We start from the raw sequence: 26277 nt of genomic DNA on the forward strand, positions 1-26277 counted from the left end.
AAGCACAATCCGGGGCGACGCGGACCGAACTCGTGAAGAGCTTGCTTCAATCCGGCTGCTCCGCAATCGCCCTCACCGCGCAGGAGGGGATGCCAGGCGGGCACCGCTAACGCCGCGGGCCACCCGGCGCCGCGACCTTGCGGCGCGGCTTCGCGCGGGGCACGTGCGGGTCGGCCGCCCGTGCCACGGCGGCGAAGTGCTCTCGCACGATCTCGAAGGCGCGCTCGACCGCAGGCACGCGAGTCGCGCCAGCGTGCTCGATGATGCCCAGGGTGAGGTGGATGTCCAGCGGTGGGTCGACATCCAATCGAACCAACTTTCCGGCACGCAGGGCCGTGACCATCGAAACGTCGGTGCCGGGGGCGATGGCATCGCTGGATGTGAGCAGCGTGAGCATGGTGGACACATCGTTGGTATTGACCGAGAAATGATTCTGCAGGGGCAGCGACAGCTCGTAGAGCGCAGCCATCTGGTCGAACAGCGCCTCGTCGGCATAGCCGGCTCCAATGAGCGGATAGGTCTTGAGTGCCCCGATGGTGACTTTCCTCCGCCTCTCCAGCGGATGGCCGCGACGAGCAAACCAGCCGAAGTTGCAACGGTAGACGGGCTCGGCCCGCAATTGATTATCATGCGCCACCGAACGAATGTCGCCGACGAAGAAGTCCAGTTCCTCGCGGCGCAGTGCGGCCAGCAGCGCGTCGGTGCTATGCACCGCGGTGCTCAGCCGAAGTCCAGGCGCGTCTGACTGCAATTGCAGCAGCATCGGCCCCATGAGGGTGCGGGCAATCGACGAGCCCATGCCGAAGCGCAGGGACCCCAACTCGCCGGCACGCATGAGAGCCAGCGCGCGCGCACCCTCCTTTTCGTCGAACACGATTCGCCGGGCGCGCTCGATATACACCAGCGCATAGGGCGTGGGCCGCAGGCGCCGATCGTGACGATCGAACAGCGGCACGCGCAATTCGTCCTCCAGAGCGCGCAGGCTGCGCGACAAAGCAGGCGGGCTGAGGTGCACGACCTCGGCGGCGGCACTGAGCGAGCCGAGGTCCATCACGGCAAGAAAGTGGCGCAACTGTCGGATATTCATTGCAGAGCCAATTGCAGATTATGCAATGAGGTTGGCCTTAAATTGCAATTTACGCAATCCATTTCGATTCCTACCCTCGGCAATCGCCCGCCTATTGCCTTGGACATTGCCGTGGAAATGACCTGCACGAACGCTGCTTCCCGCCGTCCGCTCGTTGTCATCGCCGCCGATCGAATCGAGCGGCACGGCCATCCTGCGCACGCCGTTCTGCACGGCTATGTGCGCGCGGCGTCGGAGTGCGCTGGCGCCATGGCGCTAGGCCTTCCTGCCGAGGCTGGTGCATTCGACGCCGATAGCCTCTTCGAGAGCATCGATGGCCTGCTGCTCACCGGCAGCCCCTCGAACGTGGCGCCCGAGCACTACGGAGCGCCAGCCCCGCCTGAGGAGGTGCTGCTCGATCCGGCGCGCGATGCGACCGTGTTGCCGTTGCTGCGGCGATTGGTGGTTGCGGGCGTACCCATTCTCGGCGTGTGCCGCGGCTTCCAGGAAATGAACGTGGCCTTCGGTGGCACACTGGATCCTGCGGTGCATACGCATCCCGGCCGTCTCGATCATCGTGAAGGCGACCACGCGCGGCCCATAGAGCGGTGGTACGACGACAGCCACGACATCAACATAGCCCCCGGCGGCGTGCTTGCAACCTTGTTCGGTGAGCGTCGCGTACGGGTCAATTCCCTGCACCACCAGGGAATCGATCAGCTGGGCCAGGGTCTGCGTGTCGAAGCCACGGCACCCGACGGCCTGGTGGAGGCCTTCTCGGTCGCCTCGGCATCGGTCTTCGCGCTGGCAGTGCAGTGGCATCCCGAGATGCGCATCGACGATTGTCCGCTAGCGAAGGCCATTTTCATCGCATTCGGCGCGGCATGTCGCCAACGCCGCTTGCGTCGGCTGCGTTTGCTCGCTGCGCAGGCTTGAATTTCATCAGGAGTAGGCAATGCACGATACCTTGTCTCGGTCCCTCGATCTCTTCAGTCCGACCTATGCCACTGCCCGCGGCAAGTTTCTGAACGCGGCCGGCGCACGCGGCCTCGCGGTGGACAGCCACGTGCTGGGCCTGCCCGGCGCCGAAGGCGAGACCCTGGCCATCGACGTGGTGCTGGACGGGCCGGCCGACGCATCGAAGATGCTGATCGTGCTCAGCGGCGTGCACGGGGCGGAGGGTTTCTGCGGCTCCGCCATCCAGAACGGCTTGCTGGCCGGGGGCGGACCAGCACATGCCGACACCGCCGTGCTGCACGTGCACGGGATTAACCCCTACGGCTTTTCGTACTTGCGACGCGTGACGCAGGAGAACGTGGACCTCAACCGTAACTTCGTCGATTTCTCGAAGCCGCTGCCGGTCAACGCCGGCTACGCCGAGATTCACGATTGGCTGCTGCCAGCGACCTGGCCACCCGGAGAAGGCACGGAAGCTGAATTGGCCGCCTACAGCCAGCAGCATGGTGCCCGCGGCCTGCAGCGTGCCATCGGTCTTGGACAGTACGACCATCTGGACGGCATGTTCTTCGGCGGAAACGCACCCACCTGGAGCAATCTGACCTTCCGTTCGATCCTGAAGCGCTACACGCGCCAAGTGCGGCAACTCGCCTCGATCGACATCCACACTGGACTCGGCCCTTACGGCGTGGGCGAGCGCATCTTCGCGAGTTTTGATCGCACCGTGCTGCCGCGCGCCGGGAAGTGGTGGGGGGAACTGACCGACGTCCACACCGGCACTTCGACCAGCATTCCCATGACCGGCCCCATCCAGACAGCGCTGTTCGAGGAGTGCCCTCAGGCCCAGCAAATCGGCATTTGTCTGGAGTATGGCACCTATCCCTTCGACCGGGTCTCGTCCGCCCTTCGTGCCGAGCACTGGCTGCACCGCCAGGGTACGGCCGACCCACTGCTGGCCCAGCAGATCAAATCCAACCTCAAAGAGGCGTTCTCGCCCGATGCCGATGACTGGAAGCACCGCATCTGGCATCAAGGCCGCGAGGCCTGTGTACAGGCCATCGACGGCTTGCAGGTGAATGGTCCAATCGAAGCCTGATCGGGGTTCTTGTCCTTCAAGCCAGCGAGTTTTCGTATGAACGCCAACACACTGACTTCCCACGCCACGCCGCAGGACGCCACCTTGGTTCGCGACGGCGCCGCTGTGTCCGAGGCCGTTGTCGGCCGCAAGTCCGTTGCCGCCGCAGTGGCCGGCAACGCGCTGGAGTTTTACGATTTTGTCATCTACGCCTATTTCGCGGTGTACATCGGTAAGACCTACTTCCCGGTGGAGGGCGAGTTCGGCAGCTTGCTGGCGGCGGTGGCCACCTTTGGCGTGGGGTTCTTCACGCGGCCGCTGGGCGGTGTCCTGATCGGCGCCTTTGCCGACAAGGCCGGGCGCAAACCTGCGCTGATTCTCACGGTCGCCCTGATCACCGTCGGAACTCTGGGCCTGGCGGCTACGCCTGGCTACGCGAGCATCGGCATCGCAGCGCCCATTATCGTGGTGCTGTGCCGCCTTCTGCAGGGTCTGGCGCTGGGTGGCGAAGTGGGGCCGGCCACAGCCTTACTGATAGAGGCTGCACCGGCGGGGCGCCGCGGCTTTTATTCGAGCTGGCAGATCGCCAGCCAGGGTCTGGCGGTCGCGGTGGGTGGCATCTTCGGTGTCATCCTCTCGCTGGTGCTGTCACCGCAAGATCTGGCGGCCTGGGGCTGGCGCGTCCCCTTCCTGGGCAGCCTTCTGCTCGTTCCTATCGCCATCTACATCCGCCGCAGCCTGCCCGAAACCCATAGCGATGCGGAAGAACGCACCGGGGCTGCCATCGTCGGTTCAGTGTTTCGCAAGCACAGGAAGATCCTGATCCTCGGCGTACTGGCCACGGCGTCGACCGCGGTAGCCTCGCAAGTGGGCAACTACATGGTGACCTATGCGGTGCAGGTGCTGAAGCTGCCTGCGGCACTCGCGCAGGGCAGCGTGCTGATGGGCGGAGTGATGACCTTCGCTTTCGCCCTGGTCGGCGGCGCGCTGTGCGACCGGTTGGGGCGCCGCACAGTCAACCTGCTGCCACGGCTGGCGCTGATGCTGTTGATCGTGCCGCTGTTCATGTGGCTGTCGGGCGCGCCGGGCGCGGCGACCCTGCTAACGGTGACCGCCGTGCTGGCGGCGCTGACCGCGATGTTTGGCGCCGCGGGATTGGTGCAGGTGCCCGAACTTCTCCCCATTGCGGTGCGCAGCACGGGCCTGTCGTTGGTCTATGCCATCGGCACCTCAATCTTCGGTGGCACGACCCAGTTCGTGGTAACCTGGCTGCTGGCGATCACCCACGATCCAATGGCGCCGGCCTGGTATGTCGTGGTCATGAGCGCGGTGAGTACGCTGGCGATGTGGATGCTGCCGGAATCGCGCGACGTCGACGTGAATCGTTGAGTTGGCAGAAATTGGCTGCCGCGAGGCCGGTTCCAGCAATGGGGCTTGCGCGCGACAACAAGGCCGCGCTCGACCAAGGCCCCGCGAGGAGCCTCACCCGCAAACGGGGAGAGGCGCTACCTTACATCCCCGGCCAGTCTTCCGCTGTCAGCGTGGCGGCATCGGCGCCGACGATCTCGGAGAGCGAATCCCGCCCCGTGCGCAGCAGCGTCGAGGTGAGATCGCGCTTGATCTCGTCGACGAGGCCGAGGCCCTTGTAGACCAGCGACGAATAGAGCTGGATCAGGCTCGCGCCGGCGCGGATCTTTGTCAGCGCCGCACCGCCGGAGTCCACACCACCGACACCGATCAAGGGGAATGCGCCCTCGACGCGGACATAGGTCTCCGCGACCATGCGCGTCGACAAGCGAAACAGCGGCCGGCCGGACAGGCCGCCCTGCTCCTTCGACCGCATTTCCTCGCGCAGCGTGCTCGGCCGCGCAATGGTCGTGTTCGACACGATCATGCCGTCGACTTTGCGCGAGCGTGCGACCTGCACGACGTCGTCGAGCTGGGCGAGGCTCAAGTCAGGTGCGATCTTCAGCAGCACCGGCGTGTCGCCCGCGCTCTCGCGCACCCGCTCACGCGCATCGATCACGCGTCCGAGGAGTTCGTCGAGCAGCGCGCCCTCCTGCAAATTGCGCAGGCCCGGCGTGTTGGGCGACGAGACGTTGACGGTGAAATAGCTCGCGACCGGTGCGAAGGTCTCGATCAGCTTGACGTAGTCGGCGACGCGATCCGGCGAATCCTTGTTGGCACCGACATTGACGCCGACGATGCCGCCATTCGCCGCGCGCGCCGCGAGCCGGCGCAGCGCGACCTCGGCACCGTCATTGTTGAAACCCATGCGGTTGATGACGGCTTCGTCGCGCTCGAGGCGAAACAGTCGCGGCCGCGGATTTCCGGCCTGCGGCTTCGGTGTGACAGAGCCGATCTCGACGAAGCCGAAGCCGAGCCGCAGCAGCGCATCCGGCACCTCCGCGCTCTTGTCGAAGCCGGCGGCCATGCCGATCGGGTTGGGAAAATTGAGCCCGAACGCGCGCACCGCGAGCTTGGGATCATCGGTGCGCGGCTTCACCGGCGGCAGAAAGCGCAGACCCTGGATCGCGAGGCGATGCGCGTCCTCCGGATCGAGCCAGCGCAACACCGGCAGCGAGAAAGCGTCGAAAGCGCGGATCACGGGGCAAGCTCCGGGGTGTCGTGGCCGCCATCGGAGCGCATGTTGAGGTTCATCACCGAGAGCACCGCGCCGAGGTCGAGCTCGCCATAGAGATGCGGAAACAGCTCGTCGTTGCGCGAGCGCTCCCAGCGGAGCTCGTTGCCGAGCGCATCGCCGTCGACCTCGACCAGGAACAGCGCGCGCTGGCCGAAATAATGCTTGCGCAGGGTCTCTGGAACCTGGGCGGCGGTCGAGAAATGGATGAATCCGTCGCGCGCGTCATCTGCGCTGCCCCGGTACACGCCCTGCCGTTCCGCCTCGCGCCAGGCCGAGGCCGGACAGATTTTGTAGATCTTGACCACCGCTTACCGGAGCCCTGTTTGAAGCTGAGCCGCTCGCTGAGTCAGCTCGTTGAGTCTCTTGGGGTTTTTCGTCTCTTGCGGGTCTTAAAACCCGGCGCGACCGTAAAGGCCACACCTCGCGAACTCAAGAGTTAGAGCCTATTCCGTTCCGATTTCATCGGAACGGGGCTCTAAATTCCTGTTTTGACGCGTTTTCTTGACGCGAACCGGTACCCACTTCGCTTGAAAACGCTTTGCTCGCCGCCCCTTGCGCGAAAAACGGAAACCCGGTTGATTTGAGGATAGTTTTCCTGAGTTGCGACGGGCTGGACCTTCCATGGTCAAGCAGGCCAAAGCGCAGAGGATGCTGACCCACGACCAGATCTGGTCCGCGCTGGATCGCTTGGCCGCGCGCGCCGGGCTGTCGTCGTCCGGCCTTGCCAAGCGCGCCGGGCTCGACCCCACCACCTTCAACAAGTCCAAGCGCGTCACCTCCGACGGCCGCGAGCGCTGGCCCTCGACCGAATCGATCGCGAAGGCGCTGGCGGCGACGGACGCCTCGATCGACACCTTTGCGAGGCTGATCAGCGACGATGCAGGCGACGGCCGCTGGGTGCCATTGCTCGGCTTCGCGCTGGCCAGCGCGAGCGGCGCTTTCGACGAGTCCGGCCTTCCATCCGGCAAGGGCTGGAGCGAGATCGCGCTGCCGGCCGCCGAGGACAACCGCGCCTTTGCACTGGAGATTTCCGGCGACGCGCTGGCGCCAGCCTATCGCCACGGCGACATCGTTCTGGTCTCGCCCAGCGCACCGATCCGCAAGGGCGATCGCGTGGTGGTGAAGGCAAAGGCGGGCGAGGTGACGCTCGCAATGCTGAAGCGCCGCACGGCGAAGGCGCTTGAATTGCAGCCGCTCGATGCGACGCAGGCCGAGCGGACGATGGCAGCGGGTGATGTCGCGTGGGTCGCAAGGATCGTGTGGGCGAGCCAGTGAGGGGTGACGCTGTAGCCTACATTCAGGGTCGTCCCGGCGAAGGCCGGGACCCATAACCACAGGCAGACGTTTGGCGAAGACTTATAGATGCAAGTCTCTTCGGTACGACGACCGACACTTCTCCGATAGATCACGCGGTATGGGTCCCGGCCTTCGCCGGGACGACGACGGAATATGGAGCGCGACGCAATCCGGCCCTCACGCACTCCTTGCCAGCGCACCGTCGATCATGTTGACCGCGTTCTGCACGCCATACACGGCGACGAACGAGCCGAAGCGGGGGCCCTTCTCCTGGCCGAGCAGCACCTGGTAGAGCATGTTGAACCAGTCGAGCGTGACGCCGGGGCGGCCGTCCTTGCCCTTCTTGACCTGGTCGAGGAACGGCTCGCGGCGGCCGATCTCGTAGACGACGTTCTGGATGTCTTCGGCTGAAGCGTCCGCTGGCAGCTGTGACAGCGCGTCGCGCAGATCCTGCAGCGCGGCGCGCTCCGTGTCCGTGGGCACGCGGAACTGCTTCGTCGGCGCGACGAAATCGCGGTAGTAATTGATGGCGTAGCCGACCATCGCATCCAGCTTCGGATGCGTCTGCGGGCTTACGCCGGGACGATAGCGGCCGATGAAACCCCACAGCGTCTCGGCGTTTTCCGCATTCGACGACGACACCAGCGTCAAGAGCAGCTGGAACGTCACGGGCATGTCGACCTTCGGCGGATGGCCGTAATGAATGTGCCAGACGGGATTGCCGAGCTGCTGCTTGGCATCCTGCCTGGCAAAGCCGTCGATGAACTGCTGGTAGTCGTCGACATTGCGCGGGATGACGTCGAAATACAGCCGCTTCGCCGCCTTCGGCTCGCGATACATGAACAGCGTCAGCGATTCCGGCGAGGCATAGCGCAGCCATTCGTCGATGGTGAGGCCGTTGCCCTTCGACTTCGAGATCTTCTGCCCCTTCTCGTCGAGGAAGAGCTCGTAGTTGAAGCCTTCAGGCGGGGTGGCGCCGAGCGCCCTGGCGATCGCGCCGGACAGCTTGACCGAGTCGATGAGGTCCTTGCCGGCCATCTCGTAGTCGACGCCGAGCGCGACCCAGCGCATCGCCCAATCGGCCTTCCACTGGCATTTTACATTTCCGCCTGTGACCGGCGTTTCAATTTCCTGGTTCGTGTCGGGATCGACATAGGTCACGGTGCCTGCGGCAACGTCGCGACGGATCATCGGCACTTGCAGCACGATTCCGGTGGTCTTGCTGATGGGGAGGAACGGCGAATAGGTCGCGCGGCGATCGGGCCCGAGCGTCGGCAGGATGATCGCCATGACCTGGTCGTAGGCAGCGAGCATCTTGAGCAGCGTCGCGTCGAAGCGGCCGGACTTGTAATAGACGGTCGAGCTGGCGAATTCGTAGTCGAAACCGAAATGATCCAGGAACGCGCGCAGGCGCGCGTTGTTGGCGTCGCCAAACGACGGATGTTCGTTCGAGAACGGGTCAGGCACCGCGGTGAGCGGCCGCCCCAGATATTGCGCCAAGAGATCCTTGTTCGGCACGTTGTCCGGCACCTTGCGGAAACCGTCCATATCGTCGGAGAAGGCGAGCAGGCGCGTCTTGATCTTGTCCTCGGTCAGCACGCGGAAGGCATGCCGCACCATCGAGGTGCGCGCGACCTCGCCGAACGTGCCGATATGCGGCAGGCCGGATGGACCATAACCGGTCTCGAATAGCACCTCGTCCTTCGGGCTTTTCTTCAGCCGCGCGACAATGGCCTTCGCCTGCTCGAACGGCCAGGCGTTGGATTGTTCGGCGAGCGCACGAAGATCGCTCGGGCTCATGCTGGGATCGATAACGGACATCAAGGGGGCCTCCGGGCCGCGGAAAATAGCGATTTCCGGGCAGAATGCAATTTTGTGGGGCGACACAGCCGCCTCCGTCGTCATTGCGAGCGAAGCGAAGCAATCCAGAATCTTTCCGCGGAAACAGTCTGGATTGCTTCGGCGCTACGCTCCTCGCAATGACGATGTGGAGGCAGCGAGGAATCTAAAACGGGCTCACCGAAAAATACCGCAGCCACAGATCGGTGTAGCGGCCTTTTTCCCAGACGCGGAACAGGGCCCAGTTCAGGGCCTGGCGCAGCACGTCATTGCCCTTGCGCACGGCGATGCCGATGCCTTCGCCGAAGAAGCGGCTCTCGACGAAGGGGCCGCCGGAGAAGGCGCAGCAATCGCCGGAATCGGTGCCGTTGATCCAGAACGCCAGCGAGATGGCATCGCCGAAGATGAAATCGACCTCGCCCTTGCGGAGCGCGGCGCGCAAGCTCTCGTCATTGGGATAGCCGTGCAGCTCGGCGTCGGTGAACATCGCCTTGAGATAGGCCTCATGCGCGGAGCCCGCGATGACGCCGACCTTCTTGCCTTCGAGATATTCGGGCCGGATCTCCGGCATCACCGCATCCTTGCGCGAGGCGAAGCGCGCCGGCACGCGATAATAGGGATCGGTGAAATCGACGCGCGCACGCAGCTGCGGGCTCACCGCCATGGAAGCAATGATCGCATCGCCCCGGTTCGAGGTGAGCGCATCGACCAGCGTCTCGAAGCGGCGCATCTGCACAGTGCAGGTGACCTTGATCTCCTCACAAAGAGAACGCGCGAGATCGACGTTGAAGCCGGCCGGATTGCCATCGGCGCCGGTGTAGTTGAACGGCGGGTAGTCGGTCTCGGTCAGGAAGCGGATCACGGTCAGGCGCGACAGGTCCGGCCGCTCCGGGCGCCGCCGCGGATCCCAGAAGCTGGGCACGGCCTGGGGGGCTGCTTGGGGCGCGGTTTGGGATGTCCCTTGAGGCGCCGCGGGGGGCTGCTTCGCCGGAGCCTGCGCGCGGGCGCCGGACAGGCCTGCGAGCAGGCACGCGGCAACGGCCAGTCCCGTCAGCAAGCCACGGGCAGATTTGGACGATTTCGCCTGTTGCGATGGAGCCATCGGCCGGAAATGAGCGAATTTCATTGGGATCGGAAGGCCTTATAGACCATCCCGCCGGGAACGCGAGCGCCGATTGCGGCTACAGTGAAAGTGCGCACCCTCTCCCGCTTGCGGGAGAGGGTGTCTCCGCCGGGCGAGAGCCCCAATGAGGAGAGAGCCCTCACCCGCGCCTGCGGCGCGATCTCTCCCGCAAGCGGGAGAGGTGAACATCAGAGATACCGTTTCAGCTCGGTCGCGGCCTCTTCCGGGGTCCGCTTCAGGTTGAATGGCGAGACGAAACGGCCGTCGCGATCCATCAGATAGATCAGCGCGGTGTGGTCCATGGTGTAGTCGCCGTCCTTGGTCGGGACCTTCTTGGCATAGACCCGGTAGGAGGTGATGACCTTGGCGGTCTCGGCGGGATCGCCGCTCAGCCCCTCGAGATGCGGATCGAAGCTCGAGAGGTAGTCCTTCATGGTCGCGGGCGTGTCGCGCTCGGGATCGACCGAGATGAAGACGGCGTTGACCTTGTCGGCATCCTTGCCCATGGCGCGCAGCACTTCCGACATCTCGAACAGCGAGGTCGGGCACACATCAGGGCAATGGGTGTAGCCGAAGAAGATCAGGGTCGGCTTGCCCTTGAGGTTTTTGTCGGTAACGGCCTTGCCGTTCTGGTCGGTGAGCTGGAACGGGCCGCCGATCGCGGCCGGCTGCGCCACCTTGCTGACCCCGCCCATGGCCCAGAACAGCACCAGGAGACCGACGACGAGGCTCGAGGCGAAGGCGGTCGCGATCACTAGCGGACGGGCGGTGGAACTCATGAGCGGAAAACTTCCTGTCGCGGATCAGAAGCAGGCGGCGAAGCCGGTCCTGATCATTTCGAAGAACACTTGGGAGCCGTAGTGGAACCAGAGCGCGAGCGCGCCGAGCACGATCAGCCCGCCCACGCCAGCGCCGGCCAACAGCAGCACGGATGGCAGCCGGCCGGCAGTGGGCGAATTGTCCGATACAGGATGTGCCGGGTACACGGGTTGAGCCATGGCAATGATCGAGGCGAAAGCCCCGGTTCCTAAGCCTCCAGATAAGCTTTAGCCCGCCTGCGGGCAAGGCGCCGCCGACGGGCCAAGACGATCCGGTCAAGACGATCCGGTCAGGCCGGGGATGTCAGTGCAGGAGCTGGCCGCGGGCGGATTCGAGCTGGTCCGCTTGCGGCATAGGCCGACGCGACGGCTTGATGGCCGAAGCCTGCGCGTCCAGGTAGCAGGGCTTGTACATGGCCTGAAGCTGCCTACCCCTCAGAAAGAGCATATGCGGGGTGAGGCCGCCGCGCTGGTTGATCCAGCGCTTCACCTGCGAGGGATACATCGCATAGAGCATCTGGGTCGCTTCCGCATTGGTGACGGCGCGGCCATTGGCGCCGAAATCCCAGGCGGCGTGGAAGCCGAACGTCGCGCTGGAGGTCACGCAGATGCGGTCGTGCGGAATGGCGCCAAGGACGATGGTGCACGCGGAGGCGCAGAGGCCGTCGATAATGACGGTGTCGCCGGACTGGCGCAGGTCCTGGTACTTGTCGACGTAGGTTCCGATCCGGCCGCCGCGGTCATCCGCGATCCGAACCACCGCGTGAGACGCCCCCATGCAAGCTATCAAGCAAACCGCCGCAAGCAACCCCGTCAGAAACTTCATTATCCCCCGCCCCAGTCGTTTTCGAATCTGTGTGTCAGGTGGTGATGCGCGCCCAGCGTCTGTCGACTCTGCGGTTTTGTCTAGGCACGCCGGCTCACTCAAAACAAATTCAAATCCAGTGTTGCGTCCGCGCTGCACTCAGGCCCACCCTCAATCCCAAAGTGGAACAAGTTGACGATGCCTTAGGCGACAAGCCCTTGATCTCAGTTGCGACCGCTGGCTTCAATCCCGGGCAACTACAGGGGGGAACTCATGGCCGAGCATTCGACTGAGCAGGCCGACGTGATTGTCGTCGGCGGAGGACTATCGGGACTGGTGGCGGCGACCGAGATTGCCGACGCCGGCAAGCGCGTGATCATCGTCGACCAGGAAGGTGAGCAATCGCTCGGCGGCCAGGCGTTCTGGTCATTCGGCGGATTGTTCCTGGTCGATTCGCCGGAACAGCGCCGGCTCGGCATCAAGGACTCCTTCGACCTTGCGATGCAGGACTGGCTCGGCACCGCCGGCTTCGACCGCGACGACGACTTTTGGCCGCGTCAATGGGCGGAGGCCTATGTGGCATTCGCGGCCGGCGAGAAGCGCAACTGGCTGCGCGCGATGGGGCATCGCATCTTCCCCGTGGTCGGCTGGGCCGAGCGCGGCGGCTATGACGCGATGGGCCACGGCAATTCGGTGCCGCGCTTTCACGTCACCTGGGGCACCGGGCCCGGCATCGTCGAGCCGTTCGAGCGCCGCGCGCGCGAGGCGGCGGAGAGCGGCCGGCTGATCTTCAGGTTCCGCCATCGTGTCGATGCGCTGTCCATCACCAACGGCACCGTGGACGGCGTCAGCGGCGTCGTTCTCGCGCCCGACAGCGTCGAGCGCGGCAAGAGCTCGTCGCGCACTGTGATCGGCGAGTTTGCGCTGAAGGCGCAGGCCGTGATCGTGGCGTCCGGCGGCATCGGCGGCAACCACGATCTGGTGCGAGCGAACTGGCCGAAGCGGCTCGGCGAGCCGCCCAAATTCATGATCTCCGGCGTGCCCGAGCATGTCGACGGCCGCATGATCGGCATTACCGAAAAGACCGGCGCGCGGCTGATCAACCGCGACCGCATGTGGCATTACGTCGAGGGCATCCAGAACTGGTCACCGATCTGGCCGCGCCACGGTATCCGCATCCTGCCCGGCCCGTCCTCGATGTGGTTCGACGCCACAGGCACGCGGCTGCCAGCGCCGCTGTTCCCGGGCTCCGACACGCTCGGCCAGCTCGAATACATCATGTCGACCGGCTATGATTATTCCTGGTTCATCCTGACCCAGAGCATCATCAAGAAGGAATTTGCGCTGTCGGGCTCGGAGCAGAATCCGGATCTCACCGGCAAGAGCTGGCGCATGACCTTGCGCCGCGCCATCAACAAGGGCGCGCCGGCGCCGGTGGAGGCGTTCAAGAGCCATGGTGTCGACTTCATCGTGCGCGACAACATCGAAGATCTCGTCGCGGCCATGAACAAGCTCGCCGGCAACGATCTGCTCAGGCTCGACGAGATCAGGATGCAGATCGAGGCGCGCGACCGCGAGATCGCCAATCCGTACGTCAAGGACGCGCAGGTGATGAACATCCACAATGCGCGACGTTATATCGGCGACAAGCTAATCCGCACGGCGTCGCCGCACCGCATCCTCGATCCCGCGCCGGGGCCGCTGATCGCGGTCAAGCTCAACATCCTCACCCGCAAGACGCTCGGCGGCTTCGAGACCGATCTCGATTCCCGCGTGTTCGGTGAGGAAGGACAGATCATTCCCGGCCTCTATGCGGTCGGCGAAGCTGCCGGCTTCGGCGGCGGCGGCGTGCACGGCTATCGCTCGCTGGAGGGCACCTTCCTCGGCGGCTGCCTGTTCTCGGGCCGCAATGCGGGGCGCGCCGCGGCGAAAGCGGTGGGATAATGCGACGGTGGATAGGCATCGGGACGTTCGTTGCGCTGCTCGCCGCGGCCCCGGCTGCGTCCGCCGACACGATCGACATCAACGGCGTGAAGCGGTCCTACACCGCGCAACTGCCGGCGAAAAAGCCTGCGCCGCTCGTGATCGTGCTGCATGGCAAGACCCAGCGCGGCGCCGACATGATCGCGCGGACGGCGTGGCCGCAGGTCGCCAAGCGCGAAGGCTTTGCCGTGGTGTTTCCCGATGGGCTCAACCATGCCTGGGCCGATGCGCGGACGAAGGCAGGACCCGAGCTGCGCGGACCACCTGCAGGCACCGATGACGTCGCCTTCATCGGCAAGCTGGTCGAGAAGCTCGTAACTGACGGCACCGCCGATGCAAAGCGCGTCTACGTCACTGGCGTCTCCAACGGCGGCGCAATGGTGATGACGCTGGTCTGCGCGCGCGCCGATTTGTTCGCGGCCGGCGCGAGCGTGATCATGAATCTCACCGACGAAGCCGCGGTCACATGCCATCCATCGCGGCCGCTGCCGATGCTGATCATGAACGGCACGGCCGATCCGCTGATTCCCTATGAAGGCGGGCGCGGATCGAGCTATTTTGCCGCAGACGGGTTCTGGTCCACCGAGGACACCGTGGCATTCTGGCGCAAGCTCAATGGCTGCGCCGCCGGCGACGCGGATGTGACTGATATGCCCGACACGGCGTCCGCCGATCAATCCACGGTCACGCGGATCAGGTCACACTGCCCTGTAGCGCACGACGTCGTGCTCTATCGCGTCAACAATGGCGGACACCGCATGCCAGGGTTTGCGCCGGATGCCCGCTTCCCGAAGATTGCGGCGCGACTGCTCGGGCCGCAGAACGGCGATATCGATGGCGCCGAGACGATTTGGGCTTTCTTCAGCCAATTTCGTTGAATGAACGCATGCGTTGCCGGCAACGCATGCGCGCTCGGGGTGGCACGACCCAAGCCTCTGCGCTAGACAGGGCCGCCATTCCCACCAGGAGATCCGCACAATGAGCATCCAGCGTTTTGAAACCGGCCCGCGCATGAGCCAGGTCGTCGTGCACGGCAACACCGTCTATCTCGCCGGCGTCGTCGCCAACAATGCCGCCGGCGAAAGCGTGACCAAGCAGACCCAGGACATCCTGAAGACCATTGACGGCCACCTCGCCAAGGCCGGCACCGACAAGTCGAAGCTGCTGTCGGCCACGATCTACATCACCGATATGAAGACGTTCCAGGAAATGAACGCCGTGTGGGACGGCTGGGTGTCGCCCGGCAACACCCCGGCCCGCGCCACCGTCGAAGCCAAGCTGGCCGCGCCGCAATACACCGTCGAGATCATGGTGACCGCTGCGAAGTAAATTCGCGAAAACATTCACGCGCGCTGATGACCTCCGAGGTAATCGATCAGCGCGCGTGAACCTTCGATAGTGACGGTCAGCCGAACCACGGCGCCATCGAAGGAGAAGATCATGACCGACCACATCACCATCGCCCACCGCTACATCGATCTCTGGAACGAGCGTTCGCATAATCGCCGCCGCGAACTGCTCACCGAGAACTGGACGGCGGATGCGAGCTATGTCGATCCCCTGATGAAGGGCGACGGCCGGGACGGCATCGACGCCCTGATCGCCGGCGTCCAGCAGCGCTTTCCCGACTTCAAATTCACATTGATCGGCGAGCCCAACGGCTACGGCGACCATGTGCGCTTCAGTTGGGGTCTCGGTCCCGACGGCGTCGACAGCCCGATCAAGGGAACTGATTTCGCCGTGCTGAAGGACGGGCGGATCAAGAGCATCACCGGATTTCTGGATCAGGTGCCCGCGGGCGCGTGAGGGATGTTAATTGCTGTGCCCTCTCCCCTTGTGGGAGAGGGCAGCTCCGCTCAAGGACATGGACTCACTGGGGTGAGGGGTCTCTCTCTCCGCGAATGAAGCTCTCACGTTCGCGTTCGCCGAGAGGACCCCTCATCCGGCGCCATAGCCGATGCAAAGCATCGGCGTTCTTAAGACCGGAGGCCGCCTATTGTCCAGCGGATGGATAGGTAACACAATAGACCGGATGGATGGGTGACACTCGTTCATGATTTGGTCGGCTGCGGCGCTGTGCTAGCACAGCGCCGCAGCTTGCGTGTTTGCTGGTCGATGATGCCGATCGGCACGTCGAAGAAGCGCACTTGCCAGTATCCGTCCTCGGTTTCCTCGACGACAACTGCTTCACCGTCAAGAGCGCTGCAGATGTGGATGAGGTCGCCACGCCATTTGATCTCGCCGTTGGAGCGGACCTGACGCACCGCGGCTTCGGCTGGATAATCGGGCTCTGGAAGCCGCCTTGGCATCTCACGGGGCGAGGGCTGATAGACGGTTGCAGGAGGGCGCTGGCCAAGCGACTCGTGTGGCCGTTCTTCGTTGTAGTCGCGCACAAAAGCCGCAAAGCGACGGGCCTGCGCGGCCCGGGTTGGCGGCGGTGGCCGCATGGCTTCCAGAAGCGTGAGGTGAAAACGCTCGTGTCGGCCGTTCTGCTGCGGATGGCCAGGATCAATCCGTTCATGCCGGATGCCGAGCTTGATCCACCATACCGACAGCGCCGTCAGGCCCGTGGTCCCGGTCGAGGCGAACGGCGAGCCATTGTCGGAGCAGATGATCTGCGGCAAGCCGTACTCGCGAAACGCCCGCTCCAGCAGCGGTTGGCATTCGGAATATTGCGTGCTGCCCGTCGCAGCCAAACTAATCAAATAGCGGCTGAAGCCATCGGTCGCCGTGAAAGGTTCAACCCGAGATCCGTCGCCCAGTCGGATCCAGCCCTTGTGATCGAGGGCCCATACATGGTTGGCATGCTGAGGCACCGTCAGTTGCCCCATGCGCGGCGGCGCACGTCGCCGAACCCGACGGCTGCTAACCAGTCCCGCCCGTTTGAGGATCTCGCCCGCCGTCGAGGCCGACGGCCAATCGACATCCCCTTGGCAAGCCTCAAGCTTGCTCACAATCTTGCGCGGCCCCCAGCTCGGCCGCTCGAGCCGCAGCCCCACAATCGCATCAACGATGTGCTGCGGCGTCGCGCGCCCATGCACCTGCGCGGCGTGCGAGCGATCCGCAAGCCCTCCAGGCCCTTCCAACCGGTAGCGCTCCAACCATTTGTAGCCGGTCTTGCGACTGATCTCGTAGCGGTCGCAAAGCTCCGTCATCGTCCACAATCCGCTTCGCTGATCCGCGATGAAGCTAACCCGTTGGTCCATTGCGCAGCTCTCTCGCCAAGGCATCGGCTGATCCTCCCAGCCGACAGAGAACTGTCACCCATCCATCCGGTCTACTGTGTTACCTATCTATCCGGTCTGGACACTATGCCGCCTTCTCCCACAAGGGGAGAAGGGGCAGCGAGTTCCTGGCTCAGGCATTCGCCAACTCGTACGCAGCCTTCGCATTCACCCCAAACGCTTTCTCGCGCACGCTCGCACCAAGCTTAGCCAGGCACGCCTCCAGCGCGCCCTTGATCTCGCCGTAGCTGCCCGCCAGCAGACACACAGGCCAGTCCGAGCCGAAGATCAGGCGGTCCTCGCCAAAGCAATTGGCGACGTGCTGGACGAACGGAAACAGCCGCTCCGCATCCCAATCGGTCCACTTCGCCTCCGTCGCGAGACCCGAGACCTTGCACCAGACGTTGCCGCTAGCCGCAAGCGATGCGATGCGGTCGGACCATTCGGCGCTGCCGCCATCGGCGATCGGCGGCTTTGCGGCGTGGTCGAGCACGAAGCGTGCCTGCGGAAAGGCTTTCGCAGTTGCGATTGCGGCGGGAAGCTCGCGGGTGCGGACGAGGAAGTCGTAGGCGAGATCGCGGGCAAACACGGCCGCCAGTCCGCGCTGGACGTCCGCGCGCAACAGCCAGTCGGGATCGGCCTCGTCGTGGACCTGATGACGGATGCCGACCAGCTTTGCGCCGCCCGGCAAGGTGCGTAGCCGATCAAGCGTGTCGCCGAGCGCGGCATCGGTCAGATCAGCCCAGCCGACGACACCGATGACGGAAGGCGTGGCATGCGCGATCTGCAAGAATTCCTCGGTCTCCGCGAGCGCGGAGCGGCATTGCACCACGATGCTTGCGTCGATGCCGCTCGCCTTCAGCAGCGGAGCAAGATCGGCAGGCCCGAAGGCGCGGCGGATCGGCGTGAGCTCGGCTGCGTCCATCCACGGATAGTCGGCGCGCGCGGGATCCCAAAAATGCTGGTGCGCGTCGACGAGCATGTCTCACGCTCCGCCCGGCAGCGGCGCCCGCGCGTCGACGAGGTTTTTCGCGCGCAGCTCCTGCCAGAAGGCCGGCGGCACCGTACGTTCCGACATCGCGATGTTGTCGGCGACCTCCGCGGCATTGCGCGCGCCCATCACGGCGACCGTCACGGCCGGATGGGCCATGCAGAACTGAAGCGCGGCGGCCTTCAACTCGGTGCCGTGCTTGCGGCAGAGCTCGTCGAGCGCAAGCGCGCGCGCCACGAGCGCTGCGTCGGCGTCCTGATAGTTGAACTTCGCGCCGGTGTGCGGATTGGCCAAGATGCCGCTGTTGTAGATGCCGCCAAGCAGGATGCCGATATTCTTGGCCGCGCAGACCGGGAACAACGCCTCCAGAGCGCCCTGGTCGAGCAGCGTGTAACGGCCGGCGAGCAGGAAGCAGTCGACCGGCACGGCTTCGGCGAAACGCGTGAGCATCTCCGACTGGTTCATGCCGGAACCGATCGCCTTGACCGTGCCGTCGTCGCGCAGGCGCATTAGCGCACGGAAGGCACCGTAGACGGCCGCGTCATAGTGATCGTCGGGATCGTGCACGAGCAGCACGTCGACGCGATCGAGCCCGAGGCGGTCGAGACTTTCCTCGACCGAACGCATCACACCATCATAGCTGAAATCGAACTGCGGCCGCAGCGCAGGCGCGCCCTTGTAATGGTCATCCTCGACCGCCGCACCATCAGGCGCGCGAAGGAGGCGGCCGACCTTGGTCGAGATCGCAAAGGAGTCCCGCTTCTGCTGACGCAGGAAAGCGCCCAAACGACGCTCGGCGAGGCCAAAGCCGTAGAGCGGCGCGGTGTCGAAGAAGCGGATGCCGGCAGACCAGCCGGCCGCGAGCGTCGCTTCCGCATCGGCATCGCTGACCGGAGCAAACAATCCGCCGAGCGGCGCAGAACCGAGGCCGATCGAGGTGACGTCGAGTGAACCCAGTCGCGAACGTTTCATTCCCATTCCCTCCAAACGCCGGTATCTCTCCCGCCTGCGGAGACCGCAAGCGGAAGAGAGCACAGGAGCGTGGGGTTGGCGACACTCCTAGTTTGACAACTGCTACTTTAACATCTTCGCGACGTTGTCTTTGGTCACGAGATCGAGGCCGGTATAGACGATCTCCGGCACCTTCCCGCCCTTCTTGATGGCGAGTAGCGTGTCCATCGCCTTCTCGCCCATTTCGAACGGGCGCTGGCCGGTGAGCGCGTTGGAGTAGCCGTCGCGCAGGAGCTCAAGCTGCATCTTGAGCGTGTCGGCGACAACGAGCGTCAGCTTACCGGCGTCGATGTCCTTCTTGTTCTTGTTGACGAAAGCCTTGAAGCCTTCCGGTGCAAACATCGGCCAGCCGCCGACCGGCACGATCGCGGCGAGATCCGGCGTCGCGGTGCGCAGATCCGTCATCTGCTGGATCGCGAGGGTGGAATCGTCATTGCAGAAGGTTGGCGAGCCCTGGACCTCGACCCATTTCGAGCCCTTGAGCGCTTCGCGGACACCATCGACACGTTCGGCAAGGTTCTTCGCACCCGGGCCGCCGGAAACCATGGCATATTTGCCGCCATCGGGCCGGAGCTGGAGCAACTGCTTGCCAAGCGCGAGGCCGAAGTCCTTGTTGTTGGTGCCGATATAGGCAAGCCGCTTGGAACCCGGCGCATCGGCGTCAAACGTGATGACGGGGATGCCGGCTGCAGTCGCTGCGTCGATCGACTTGGTCATCGCCGCGACATCGGCAACCGAGATTGCCAACCCATCCACCTTCTGGGTGATGAAGTCCTGGATGATCTGCGCTTGCGTCGCCGGTTCGTGCTCGATCGGCCCCTTGTAGATGCACTCGACATTGCCGAGCTCCTTGGCGCGCTTCATGCAGCCATCGCGAGCCACGTCGAAGAACGGATTGTTCATCGCCTTGGGCACGACCGCGAACTTGTAGGTCTGGGCAAATGCCGGGGTTGCCATCATTGCGATGGTCAAGCCGGCCAACAGAAGCTTCTTCATTTCTTCCCTCCACACTTTCTTGCCTATCCATTTGTGATGTGATGCCCCGGCAGGCGGATAGACGATCTTTCGTTGTCCTTCCGGAGTAACTGGTTAAGTCATGCGCGAGCGGATGCGGTCCACCAGCACGGCAAGGATGATGATCACGCCAACCAGCGTCTGCTGCCAGTAGGAGTTGACCTGCGCGAGCACGAGGCCGTTGCGGATCACCTCGAGCAGCACGCAGCCGACGATGGCCCCGAGCGGACCGCCGATGCCGCCGGCCAGATTGGCGCCACCGATCACGGCGGCCGCAATCACGTTGAGCTCGTAGGAGGTCGCCATGTTGGCCGGTGCCGAGCCGAGCCAACCGGAGATGATGATGCCCTGGAGCCCCGCGGCCAGCGCGCAGATCACGTAGACCTCGATCTTCACCCGCACGACCGGGATGCCGGTCAGCTCCGCCGCCTTCTCGTTGCCGCCGAGCGCGAAGACGTGGCGGCCGAAGGCGCTGTGGTGCAGGACCACGGCCATGGCGAGAGCGAGGATCACCAGATAGATGAAGGGCGCGGGAACCCCGAACACGTCACCCGACGTGAGCGCATAGAAATAATCGGCATCGGGCCCGCCCGGAAAGCTGCCGCGGCCGTTCGAGACGACATAGGCGAGCCCGCGCACGATCGAGAGCATGCCGAGCGTGGTGACGAAGGGCGACAGCCCGAGCACCGCGATGCAGAAGCCGTTGATGAGCCCGACGATGAGCGCAACGCCGAGCCCGGCAAGCACCGAGATCAGCAGGATCAAACCGGGCACATTGGCGACGACGGTCTTGCCGTCGGCGGCCAAATGGACGAACGCCGATCCCGGCGCCGACAGCTCGACCATGACCATGGAGGTGATCATCGCAGAAAAACACATCATCGAGCCTACGGAGAGATCAATGCCGCCGGTGATGATGACGAAAGTGATTCCGAGCGTGGCAATGGCGATGAAGGAGAAGTTCTTCGCCACGTTCTGCATATTGCCCTCCGTGAAGAAATAGGGGCTGGCAAAATGCATCACGACCATCAGCACCAGGAGCGCCAGGAGGACGTAGCCGGTCTGGGAGGCGAAGATGCCGCGCCGCCACCATTTGACCTTGCCGACGTTCGAGAACGTGACGGGAGATTCCAGGGGCATGGCCATCACGCCGCCTCCTTCGCGCCGGTGATGAGGGCTGTGACTTCCTCGGGGGAGGTCTCGTGGATCGGCTTGTCGGCCCGCTTCTCGCCGCGGCGCATGACGATGACGCGGTCGCACACCGCGAACACGTCGGGCATGCGGTGCGAGATCAGCATCACGGCGACGCCCTGCTCTTTCAGGCGGTGGATCAGGCCCAGCACCTGCTCGACCTGGCGGACCGAGATCGCGGCCGTCGGCTCGTCCATCATGACGAGCCTCGCGTTGGAGAGCCGCGTCCGCGCGATCGCGACTGCCTGGCGTTGGCCGCCCGACATCTGCTTGACGAGATCGTCGGGACGGGTCTCCGAGCGCAACTCGCCGAACAGCTCCAGCGCACGCGATGCCATCGCCTTGTGGTCGAGTAAAGCGATGGGTCCGAATTTGCGCTTGAGCTCGCGGCCGAGGAATACGTTGGCGGCGGCGGTCAGATTGTCGGCCAGCGCGAGGTCCTGATAGACGACCTCGATGCCGACCGCGCGGGCATCGACCGGGCGGGCGAAATTGACCGCGTCCCCGGCAAAGCGGATCTCGCCATGGCTGGGGCGGAAATTGCCGGCGATGATCTTGACCAGCGTCGACTTGCCGGCGCCGTTGTCGCCCATCAGACCGACCACTTCGCCCGGGTGGACATGCATATCGACATCGTGCAGCGCGCGGATGGCGCCGAACTCCTTGCCGATGCCGGTCAATTCGAGGACCGGTGTTGTGTCAGCACTTGCCATCAGCGACCTCAAACGTAACGGTTGACGAGAGATTCCAGATATTCCTGCCGTCCCGAGCGCGGCTGCGGATCGAAGCCCGGCCTCAGCGCGCGATCGGCGAGATCGGCGAGCGAACGCTGACCGCCGAGAATGGCACGGCCCTCGGCGCCCGCCCATCCACCGTAGCGGTCGGCGAGCGGCGCCGTGAGGGCGCCGGCATCGAGCATGTCGGCAGCAGCGAGAAACGCCCGCGCGCAGGCGTCCATCGAGCCGACATGGGCATGGATGAGATCGTCGGGATCGATCGACTGGCGGCGGATCTTGGCGTCGAAGTTGAGCCCGCCCGAGGTGAAGCCGCCGCGATTCAGGATCTCGTGGAACACCAGCGCCAGCTCGCCCACATTCATCGCGAACTGGTCGGTGTCCCAGCCGAGCAGATCGTCGCCGCGGTTGATGTCGAGCGAGCCGAACACGCCGAGCGCCTCGGCCAGCGCGACCTCGTGATGGAAGGAATGGCCGGCGAGGATGGCGTGGTTCTGCTCGATGTTGAGCTTGACGTCCTTGAGCAGGTCGTAGCGCGCGAGGAAGCCGTAACAGGTCGCGACGTCGAAATCATATTGATGCTTGGTCGGCTCCTTCGGTTTCGGCTCGATCAGGATCGGGCCCTTGAAGCCGATCTTGTGCTTGTGCTCGACGACCAGCGAGACGAAGCGGCCGAGCTGGTCGAGCTCGCGGTTGAGATCGGTGTTGAGCAGCGTCTCGTAGCCCTCGCGGCCGCCCCAGAGCACGTAGTTCTGGCCGCCGAGCCGGTGCGTCACCTCCAGCGCGGCGCGGACCTGGCCGGCGGCATAAGTGAAGATTTCAGGGTCCGGATTGGTCGCAGCGCCCGCCATGTAGCGGCGATGCGTGAACAGGTTTGCGGTGCCCCAGAGCAGGCGGACCTTGCTTGATGCCATCTTCGCTTCGAACAGATCGGCGATGGCATTGAGGTTGGCGACGGATTCGCTGAGCGAGGCGCCTTCGGGCGCCGCGTCGACGTCGTGGAAGGTGAAGAAGGGCACATCCAGCAGGCGGAACAGCTCGAAGGCGACATCAGCCTTGGCGCGCGCCATCGCCATCGGATCGGAGCCGTGGTGCCAGGGCCGCATAAACGTCTCGCCGCCGAAGGGATCACCGCCCGGCCAGCACAGCGAATGCCAGTAGCAGACCGCAAAGCGCAAATGATCTTCCAGCCTGCGACCGTGCACCATGCGGTCCTTGTCGTACCAGCGGAAGGCGAGCGTGTTTGCCGCATCCTTGCCGGCAAAGGCGACGGGTGCGCTGACATCGAAAAACTTGGCTGACGCGTTCACTTAAGTGGTCTCCTTCAACGCGGGGTAAAGCTCGCGCCAGCGGCGATAGGCCTCGTCATAGGCGGACGCGGCGGTGGCGCGGGGCTCGAAACTGGCGAGCCGCCGGGGGCGGGTGCAGATTTGCGCGGGATCGTCGCCGGTGGCCGCGAGACGTCCGAGCCGGGCGGCGCCCAGCGCTGCGCCGACCTCGCCCTCCTCGACGCGGTGCACGGCGATACCGAGCACGTCAGCGCAGATCTGCGCCCACAGCGCCGAGCGCGAGCCGCCGCCGACGAGATCGAGCTCGGCGATCGCGCCGCCCGCCGCGCTCAGCGCCGCCAGATTATCGCGCGCGGCGAAGGCGACGCCTTCGAGCACGGCCTGGACGATCTGGCTGCGGCCGGTCGCAGCGCGCAAGCCCACGAAGGCGCCGCTCGCGGCGGCATCGTTGTGCGGCGTGCGTTCGCCGTCGAGATAGGGCAGGAATTTGACCGGGCTCGGCCCGTCGACGCGCTCGCCGAGTGGCGCCAGCAAGGCCGCGGCTGGCACCTCCATCACGCCGGCAAGCCAGGCGAGCGATGCGGCCGCCGACAGCATCACGCCCATCTGGTGCCAGAGACCCGGCAGCGCGTGGCAGAACGCGTGGACGGCCGAGGCCGGCGCCGGCGCAAAGCGATCGGTGACGCGGAACACCACACCGGAGGTTCCCAGTGACAGAAACGCATCGCCTGGCGCGATCGCGCCGAGCCCGATCGCGCTCGCGGCGTTGTCACCGGCACCGCCGGCGACCACGACGTCCTTGGCCATGCCCCAACGCTGCGCGAATTCGGGCGCGAGCACTGCACTCGCCGCGCTGCCTTCGACGAGGCGCGGCATGTGATGCAGGTCGAGCCCGGTGGCCTTGAGCAGTTCCGTCGACCAGCTGCGCCGGCCGACATCGAGCCACAGCGTGCCGGCGGCGTCCGACATGTCCTCGGCCATCTCGCCGGTCAAGCGGTAGCGCACATAGGCTTTCGGCAGCAGAACTTTTGCGACGCGTTCGAAAATGTTGGGCTCGTGCCGCGCCACCCAGAGCAGCTTTGGCGCGGTGAAGCCGGGCATCGCCAGATTGCCGGCGATGGCGTGCAGCGAGGGGCAGCGGCGCTCGAGTTCGACGCATTCGGCGTGCGAGCGACCATCGTTCCAGAGGATCGCCGGCCGCAGCGGGCGACCGTCGGCACCGAGCAGCGTCGCGCCATGCATCTGGCCCGACAGCCCGATGCCGCGCACGCCGGCAACATCACGCGGATGAGTGGCGGCGAGATCGTCGACGGCGCCGATAGCGGCCGCGACCCAGGCATCCGGATCCTGCTCGGACCACAGCGGCTGCGGATGCGACAGCGCAAGCTCGCGCGCGGCCGTCGCGAGAATCGCGCCAACCTCGTTCACAAGCACCGCTTTCACACCGGACGTGCCGATGTCTATTCCGAGATACAAGCTCGTTCCTCCCTCTTCGTTTGAGCGTGATCTGTTCGGAAAGCCGCTACGCACTTTTCCGGATCACGCTGCCGCGGTGCACGAACTGACGTCGCGCTTTCCGCAGTCACTCACTTCAAAACACAAGGCACCGCGCGCCTTGCGGCTACGGCAGATTGTCCCGCATCAAGATGTCGATGCGAATATTCTCCTGTTCGCTCAAGATCGGCTCGTTACGCGCAAGCGACAGCAGCACGCGCACGGCGGCGCGCGCCTCGTGCCCCGGATTCTGCGAGATCGCGACATCCAGCGTGCCTTGCAGCAACAGTTTTCGCGTCATCGCCGTGAGATCGTGGGCGATGAACAATATCTGCTTCTCGCAGCCGGCCTCGGTCAGGGCCTTGGCCACGCCTTGCGTGCCGGCGCCGACATTGTAGAGGCCGATGATATCGGGATGCTTGCCGAGCAGCCGCGATATCAGCTGCTCGGAGCGGTCGTCCTCGTCGCGCCCCTCGAGCAGAGGCAGTATGTCGAGGTGCGAAAATTCCGACGCCATCACCTGATTGAAGCCGAAAATGCGCTCGGCATGGTCGCGCAGGCCCTGCGATCCCGCGATGATGGCGATCTTGCCTGACTTTTGGCCGACCAGCCGCCCGACCAGCGCGCCGGCGGTGCGGCCGGCTGCGATGTTGTCGATGCCGACATAATGGTGGCGGCGCGACGACGGCACATCCGAGACCAGCGTCACCACCTTGGTGCCGGCATCGACGAGATCGTTGATCGCAGCGCGAACGCCGGGATGATCCAGCGCCACCACGGCAACGCCGTCGTAGTCGCCCGAGAGCGTCTCGAGCGATGCAGCGAGCACGGACGGATCGAACACATCCGTATTGACCATCTCGACGCTGAGACGGCGAGCCGAAAGCCAGGCCGACATCTCGCCGAGATAGGCCTCGATCTGCTGCATGAACGGGTTCGCTCCCGACGGCATGACAAAGGCAAACCGGCGGGCGCGGCCCCGGGCGAGCTCGGCCGCCGCCACGTGCGGCTGAAAGGCGTTACGCGTGATCGTCTCCTGGACGCGCCGGACCGTATCCGGCCGCACACCGGGGCGGTTGTGCAGGACGCGATCGACCGTCGCGAGGCTGACACCCGCCTCGCGTGCGATGTCCTTCAGCGTCAGCGCGGCGGAAGCAGTCCCCTCAGTCATGCCTGAAGGCTAGCAGAGGTGTTTTGAGGTACGCAACTCATTTTGAGGGGCAAGACGATATTTTCGAGGCCCGGTTGCGCCGGGCCTTAGCGGCCGCTCAGATCGAGTGTCAGAAACAGGCTGTTGGGGTCCTCGACATAGCTCTCGAACGGGCCGCACGGCACAAAGCCGTGCGCCTGATAGAGCGCGTGCGCCGGCTTGAAATAATCCCATGAGCCGGTCTCGAGGCTCAGGCGCTTGATGTCGCGCTTGCGCGCCTCGGCAATGATGTGGCGGAGCATCAGGCCGCCAAAGCCGCGCCGGCGCGTGGTCTGGAGCGTGTGCATCGACTTCACCTCGCCGTGGTCGGGCGAGAGCGTCTTCAGCGCGCCGGTCGCGACCAGCGTCTCGCCGTCCCAGCCGGTCCAGAACGCGACGTCGCTGGCGCGAAGGCCGGCGAGATCGAGCGCATGCGCGCTGCCCGGTGCGGTCTGCGCCCGTGCCGCCGTGACATGGTGGTCAAGCAGCGCGACGACGCGCGGATCGAAGGTGTCGCCGGTAAGGATCTGCATC

At 64.8% G+C, this 26277-nt stretch carries 26 protein-coding genes; 8 read left to right on the top strand and 18 right to left on the bottom strand.

What is annotated here, in order from left to right:
- Nucleotides 1-106: 106 nt before the first annotated feature.
- A complete protein-coding gene (locus tag ACP2YP_RS37875) occupies nt 107-1087 on the bottom strand; it encodes a LysR family transcriptional regulator (protein WP_426421380.1) in 981 nt (326 codons plus the stop codon).
- 117 nt (nt 1088-1204) lie between these two features.
- On the opposite strand from ACP2YP_RS37875, the gene ACP2YP_RS37880 reads away from it, so the two are divergent.
- The 3 genes from ACP2YP_RS37880 to ACP2YP_RS37890 are packed head-to-tail and all read left to right on the top strand — an operon-like array spanning nt 1205 to nt 4487.
- Nucleotides 1205-2002: a gamma-glutamyl-gamma-aminobutyrate hydrolase family protein gene (locus ACP2YP_RS37880; RefSeq protein ID WP_426426418.1), complete on the top strand. Its 798-nt coding sequence runs from the start codon at nt 1205-1207 to the stop codon at nt 2000-2002.
- Between the two features lie 19 nt (nt 2003-2021).
- Nucleotides 2022-3119, top strand: coding sequence for a M14 family metallopeptidase (locus ACP2YP_RS37885; protein ID WP_426421381.1), 1098 nt, complete (start codon nt 2022-2024; stop codon nt 3117-3119).
- 36 nt (nt 3120-3155) lie between these two features.
- Nucleotides 3156-4487 (top strand): MFS transporter, encoded by a 1332-nt coding sequence (locus ACP2YP_RS37890; RefSeq protein ID WP_426421382.1) that lies wholly within the window; start codon nt 3156-3158, stop codon nt 4485-4487.
- 121 nt (nt 4488-4608) lie between these two features.
- Here ACP2YP_RS37890 and ACP2YP_RS37895 read toward each other — a convergent pair whose 3' ends face one another.
- Nucleotides 4609-5706 (bottom strand): quinone-dependent dihydroorotate dehydrogenase, encoded by a 1098-nt coding sequence (locus ACP2YP_RS37895; protein ID WP_426421383.1) that lies wholly within the window; start codon nt 5704-5706, stop codon nt 4609-4611.
- Complete coding sequence (locus ACP2YP_RS37900) at nt 5703-6047, bottom strand: DUF952 domain-containing protein (RefSeq protein WP_426421384.1); 345 nt, start codon at nt 6045-6047, stop codon at nt 5703-5705. The genes ACP2YP_RS37895 and ACP2YP_RS37900 overlap by 4 nt, the downstream gene beginning before the upstream one ends.
- A gap of 316 nt (nt 6048-6363) precedes the next feature.
- On the opposite strand from ACP2YP_RS37900, the gene ACP2YP_RS37905 reads away from it, so the two are divergent.
- Complete coding sequence (locus tag ACP2YP_RS37905) at nt 6364-7017, top strand: S24 family peptidase (protein ID WP_426421385.1); 654 nt, start codon at nt 6364-6366, stop codon at nt 7015-7017.
- A gap of 198 nt (nt 7018-7215) precedes the next feature.
- Here ACP2YP_RS37905 and ACP2YP_RS37910 read toward each other — a convergent pair whose 3' ends face one another.
- From ACP2YP_RS37910 to ACP2YP_RS37930, 5 genes are all read right to left on the bottom strand, one after another.
- Nucleotides 7216-8859: a lysine--tRNA ligase gene (locus tag ACP2YP_RS37910; protein WP_426426419.1), complete on the bottom strand. Its 1644-nt coding sequence runs from the start codon at nt 8857-8859 to the stop codon at nt 7216-7218.
- A gap of 184 nt (nt 8860-9043) precedes the next feature.
- The gene (locus ACP2YP_RS37915; protein ID WP_426426421.1) at nt 9044-9979 is read right to left on the bottom strand and encodes a transporter substrate-binding domain-containing protein; all 936 of its coding nucleotides are present in this window, start codon (nt 9977-9979) and stop codon (nt 9044-9046) included.
- Nucleotides 9980-10188: 209 nt separating this feature from the next.
- Nucleotides 10189-10779 carry an SCO family protein gene (locus ACP2YP_RS37920; protein ID WP_426421386.1) on the bottom strand — a complete coding sequence of 197 codons (591 nt, stop codon included), beginning with the start codon at nt 10777-10779 and terminating at the stop codon, nt 10189-10191.
- Between the two features lie 24 nt (nt 10780-10803).
- Nucleotides 10804-10998: a hypothetical protein gene (locus tag ACP2YP_RS37925; RefSeq protein ID WP_426421387.1), complete on the bottom strand. Its 195-nt coding sequence runs from the start codon at nt 10996-10998 to the stop codon at nt 10804-10806.
- Nucleotides 10999-11122: 124 nt separating this feature from the next.
- Nucleotides 11123-11644, bottom strand: a complete 522-nt coding sequence (locus ACP2YP_RS37930; protein ID WP_426421388.1) for a hypothetical protein — start codon at nt 11642-11644, stop codon at nt 11123-11125.
- 252 nt (nt 11645-11896) lie between these two features.
- Between ACP2YP_RS37930 and ACP2YP_RS37935 the strand changes: the two genes are divergently transcribed.
- The 4 genes from ACP2YP_RS37935 (at nt 11897) to ACP2YP_RS37950 (ending at nt 15412) form a co-directional block, all read left to right on the top strand.
- Nucleotides 11897-13567 (top strand): FAD-binding dehydrogenase, encoded by a 1671-nt coding sequence (locus tag ACP2YP_RS37935; RefSeq protein ID WP_426421389.1) that lies wholly within the window; start codon nt 11897-11899, stop codon nt 13565-13567.
- Nucleotides 13567-14484, top strand: a complete 918-nt coding sequence (locus tag ACP2YP_RS37940; RefSeq protein ID WP_426421390.1) for an alpha/beta hydrolase family esterase — start codon at nt 13567-13569, stop codon at nt 14482-14484. Before ACP2YP_RS37935 ends, ACP2YP_RS37940 begins: the two co-directional genes overlap by 1 nt.
- Nucleotides 14485-14584: 100 nt before the next feature.
- Nucleotides 14585-14935 carry a RidA family protein gene (locus tag ACP2YP_RS37945; protein WP_148774597.1) on the top strand — a complete coding sequence of 117 codons (351 nt, stop codon included), beginning with the start codon at nt 14585-14587 and terminating at the stop codon, nt 14933-14935.
- Between the two features lie 111 nt (nt 14936-15046).
- A complete protein-coding gene (locus tag ACP2YP_RS37950; RefSeq protein ID WP_426421391.1) occupies nt 15047-15412 on the top strand; it encodes a nuclear transport factor 2 family protein in 366 nt (121 codons plus the stop codon).
- A gap of 245 nt (nt 15413-15657) precedes the next feature.
- Here ACP2YP_RS37950 and ACP2YP_RS37955 read toward each other — a convergent pair whose 3' ends face one another.
- The 10 genes from ACP2YP_RS37955 to ACP2YP_RS38000 form a co-directional block, all read right to left on the bottom strand.
- Entirely contained in the window at nt 15658-16836 is a 1179-nt protein-coding gene (locus ACP2YP_RS37955) for an IS481 family transposase (protein ID WP_426421392.1), read from the bottom strand.
- A 127-nt stretch (nt 16837-16963) separates the two neighbouring features.
- Entirely contained in the window at nt 16964-17812 is an 849-nt protein-coding gene (locus ACP2YP_RS37960) for an amidohydrolase family protein (protein ID WP_426421393.1), read from the bottom strand.
- Between the two features lie 3 nt (nt 17813-17815).
- Nucleotides 17816-18793: an aldo/keto reductase gene (locus ACP2YP_RS37965; protein ID WP_426421394.1), complete on the bottom strand. Its 978-nt coding sequence runs from the start codon at nt 18791-18793 to the stop codon at nt 17816-17818.
- Between the two features lie 102 nt (nt 18794-18895).
- A complete protein-coding gene (locus tag ACP2YP_RS37970) occupies nt 18896-19828 on the bottom strand; it encodes a sugar-binding protein (protein WP_426421395.1) in 933 nt (310 codons plus the stop codon).
- 93 nt (nt 19829-19921) lie between these two features.
- Nucleotides 19922-20992 carry an ABC transporter permease gene (locus tag ACP2YP_RS37975; protein WP_426421396.1) on the bottom strand — a complete coding sequence of 357 codons (1071 nt, stop codon included), beginning with the start codon at nt 20990-20992 and terminating at the stop codon, nt 19922-19924.
- Nucleotides 20992-21750 carry an ATP-binding cassette domain-containing protein gene (locus tag ACP2YP_RS37980; RefSeq protein ID WP_426421397.1) on the bottom strand — a complete coding sequence of 253 codons (759 nt, stop codon included), beginning with the start codon at nt 21748-21750 and terminating at the stop codon, nt 20992-20994. The genes ACP2YP_RS37975 and ACP2YP_RS37980 overlap by 1 nt, the downstream gene beginning before the upstream one ends.
- Before the next feature lie 8 nt (nt 21751-21758).
- Complete coding sequence (gene xylA / locus ACP2YP_RS37985; protein ID WP_426421398.1) at nt 21759-23081, bottom strand: xylose isomerase; 1323 nt, start codon at nt 23079-23081, stop codon at nt 21759-21761.
- The gene (gene xylB / locus ACP2YP_RS37990) at nt 23082-24536 is read right to left on the bottom strand and encodes a xylulokinase (RefSeq protein WP_426421399.1); all 1455 of its coding nucleotides are present in this window, start codon (nt 24534-24536) and stop codon (nt 23082-23084) included.
- 145 nt (nt 24537-24681) lie between these two features.
- Nucleotides 24682-25725: a LacI family DNA-binding transcriptional regulator gene (locus tag ACP2YP_RS37995; protein ID WP_426421400.1), complete on the bottom strand. Its 1044-nt coding sequence runs from the start codon at nt 25723-25725 to the stop codon at nt 24682-24684.
- A gap of 86 nt (nt 25726-25811) precedes the next feature.
- A complete protein-coding gene (locus ACP2YP_RS38000; protein ID WP_426421401.1) occupies nt 25812-26276 on the bottom strand; it encodes a GNAT family N-acetyltransferase in 465 nt (154 codons plus the stop codon).
- Between the last annotated feature and the right edge of the window lies 1 nt (nt 26277).

The sequence above is a fragment of the Bradyrhizobium genosp. A genome, assembly GCF_049949275.1.
Taxonomy (GTDB): Bacteria; Pseudomonadota; Alphaproteobacteria; order Rhizobiales; family Xanthobacteraceae; genus Bradyrhizobium.